The 2,005-nt window shown below is 36.1% G+C and carries 3 protein-coding genes; all 3 read right to left on the reverse strand.

The window, feature by feature from the left end; genetic code table 11:
- Positions 1–215: 215 nt before the first annotated feature.
- Positions 216–653, reverse strand: a complete 438-nt coding sequence (locus V7266_RS30275; RefSeq protein ID WP_335472978.1) for a VOC family protein — start codon at positions 651–653, stop codon at positions 216–218.
- A 159-nt stretch (positions 654–812) separates the two neighbouring features.
- Positions 813–1,313, reverse strand: coding sequence for a DinB family protein (locus V7266_RS30280; RefSeq protein ID WP_335472979.1), 501 nt, complete (start codon positions 1,311–1,313; stop codon positions 813–815).
- A gap of 262 nt (positions 1,314–1,575) precedes the next feature.
- Positions 1,576–2,005, reverse strand: a 430-nt coding sequence (locus V7266_RS30285) for a hypothetical protein (RefSeq protein WP_335472980.1), incomplete at its 5' end; no start/stop codon positions are given.

The raw sequence follows: 2,005 nt of genomic DNA on the forward strand, positions 1-2,005 counted from the left end.
CCCTCCAAGACTCGCTACGAGCGAATGGCTAGTTCTTACTCGGCGGGAGTCCCACCCGCTATATGATACGACCTAGGCTCGGCCGCACACCTGCCCTGTTATTAAAAAACTTCCACATAAAAAACGTCAATCCCTTCTTGGATCAATGCACCCGATAGTTTAAGAAGAAATCTTTAACATTGGAGATCTAAATCATTTAACATCCCATTCAATATTTATCTGATTTTCTCCGCCAACTCTAAAATAATTCCCTCTGGACCACGAACGTAGCATAACTTATAACTTTCTTCATATTGCTGTATCTCACTAAAGATTTCCGTTCCCTTCTTTTTCAATTTTGCAACAATAGCTTCAATATCTTCAACAGCAAAGCAAATATGTCGGATACCCAGCGTATTTGCAAAAGGTTGCTGAATATCTTTTTCATCTGACGGCGAATAAAATTTGACTAGCTCTATCCATGCCTGACCATCTGGCATCCCCAATCCTACACATGCCGTTTTAACATCATTAAGCCCAACTATTCTGTCCAACTGTTCGCCATCCAATTCCCATTCCGCTTGCACTTCAAGTCCTAAATCAAGAAAAAACGCTTTAGCCTCTGAAAGATTATTTACGTTTATACTCACATGATCTATTCTATTGATCTTCATATCTCATACCTCCTATGTTCTTGTTATTTTTAATACCTGTATTCGTGTAAGGTTTGTTTGAAATTCTAATTCGCTTAAAACGGGAAAATATCCTTCTTCTACAAAATGCCCTGTTAGCGGACAAGAAAATCTACTGTTCTGATTGAATAATCGCACCAGTTACTTAACAAGCCTTTGTTCTAACTCATCTTTTTGGCGCAAGTGATGACGAAAATGCATACCAACCAAATCATACCATTCCCTTGCATTCAGCCAGCCGAATCCTGCATGCTCTACTTTATAATTAGGGTTTATATTATCCACTTTCGATTCCCATTGGCTCAACCTTAGAATTAATTGATCCATTCTGCTGATAAGATCGTGCATGCTATCCGAATTATTAGGTGGAGTATTTAGTTCATCGGGTAATTTAATTTTAATTAGTGGAAACCCTCCGATCTTATATAAATGCTCACCAAACTCCGTTTTTCCAAGGGGTTGCTCATCATTTAAGGTAGCACATGTTTCCATATTATCTAGATATTCATGGGCAACAAGAATTAAATGGTCATACATTTGCCCAATTGACCAAACCCCCTCTTCAGATATATATCTTAGCTGTTCCAATGAGTAATTTTTAAGCTCGTTCTTATAAGTATTAATCAGTTTAAGTTCGCTCATTTTAATTCCTCCTTTGTATTAATTAACTCAAACCTTCTTCCACAATCCTGCCCCGATAGTTCAATAACTAATGTTTTCATTTCTATAATGAAGTCAATAATTTCTCTAAATAAAGCCATTTTAGGAGGGATTTGTTTTGCTATTATCAAAAGCCTGGGAACTTTCCGAATCATTTTTAACAGAGAGGGAAATTCTTGAGGTATTTTTAATTTCCAATACAAATTCCAGCTTTTCTTCGTTGGTCTTTTGCTGTAAACATAAGTTACTTGCCTGTTAATATTAACTTTCGTGTTTTGGCATCATAGATTTTATAACTAATTTCAAACATATGATCCTTTGTAACTGTCACCTTACAATAATAAGGGATTGACTTTCCATAAGCATCAAGTGCAGGAATATCACTGAACGTAAACATTTCATCTGTATTAAGCATTCTAAAGTCCGCTTCAGGAGAACGACCTGATGAATCTATTTCGATGACACATTTCCCACTTACGACATCATATTTCTTTAGCACAACATATTTTAGACTTGGGAGAGTAATCACTAAAAGTAAAACACCAATAATTAAGACTCCAAGGCATTTAGCTACATTTAAAAATCGAAAGTCTTCCGTACCATACATAACAATTAAGGCAAATGCTGCGCCTATTACAAATAAGGCTCCAAGTATGAGCATTAAATAATAAAAG

This window comes from Neobacillus drentensis (genome assembly GCF_036965645.1).
Classification (GTDB): Bacteria; Bacillota; Bacilli; order Bacillales; family Cytobacillaceae; genus Neobacillus; species Neobacillus drentensis_D.

Coding starts and splice junctions, on each gene's coding strand:
- V7266_RS30280 (WP_335472979.1), bottom strand. CDS start 1,313: ATGAGCGAACTTAAACTGATTAATACTTATAAGAACGAGCTTAAAAAT.
- V7266_RS30275 (WP_335472978.1), bottom strand. CDS start 653: ATGAAGATCAATAGAATAGATCATGTGAGTATAAACGTAAATAATCTT.